A 684-nucleotide genomic window follows, 5' to 3' on the forward strand; every position below is an offset into this window, starting at 1 on the left:
GGCCCGGGCGGGCCGCCTTGTGTCACTGCCCAAGGCGGCCCAGCTTCGTCGTGTCCGGAAACATGGTGCCGGGCTCTCCGCGTCGGTGACCATGCCGTGCAGCGGTGGCGGTCCGGATGGGTCCAGGGCCGGTCCGCACCGCGTTCGCAGACGACGGTCACCGAGATCCGGCCGATCGTCTCGCCGGGATGGGCATGATCGATGCTGTTGCCCACGATCTCACCGATCGCGAACAGGAGCGGCTCGGCGTCGTCCTGCGGCCGGCCCGCGGAGGACAGCCAGACGGCGACCGCGCGGCGGAGCACCCCGAGCAGCCAGGACTCGGCGGGGATGACGATGTCCAGGCGTCCGGGAACGCCGTCCCACCCGCGACCACCCTGTTCGCCTGCAGCCCCCACCATGCCTCCTCGGCGGAAGCACTACCCCTCGGGACTACACCTACTCCTACATCACCGGCGCGTCCCCGAGCCGCCCCATGACGAGGCGGCGGGCTCCGCACACGGCGCCGGAGGACTGGCGATCCGGGCGTGGAGAGAGGACCGTCTTCACGATGCCCCACCCGGCGCCACGCCCACCAGACGGATCCCGTCGGCTCTGGAACTGCCGGCGCGCCGGATAGCGTCTCGTCCTGTCGGGCGAGTTCGATCTCCTGGCGCTGGCCGGCCTGACGGACTCGTTGCGGGC

Annotated in this window: 1 protein-coding gene; it reads right to left on the minus strand. The window is 71.9% G+C overall.

Going from position 1 to position 684, the window contains the following annotated elements:
* On the minus strand, positions 1-401 hold a 401-nt coding region (locus tag ABFY07_RS42760; protein ID WP_346179622.1), incomplete at its 3' end, for an ATP-binding protein.
* Positions 402-684 lie beyond the last annotated feature (283 nt).

This window comes from Streptomyces sparsogenes subsp. cuspidosporus, assembly GCF_039532705.1.
GTDB classification, from domain to species: Bacteria; Actinomycetota; Actinomycetes; order Streptomycetales; family Streptomycetaceae; genus Streptomyces; species Streptomyces sparsogenes.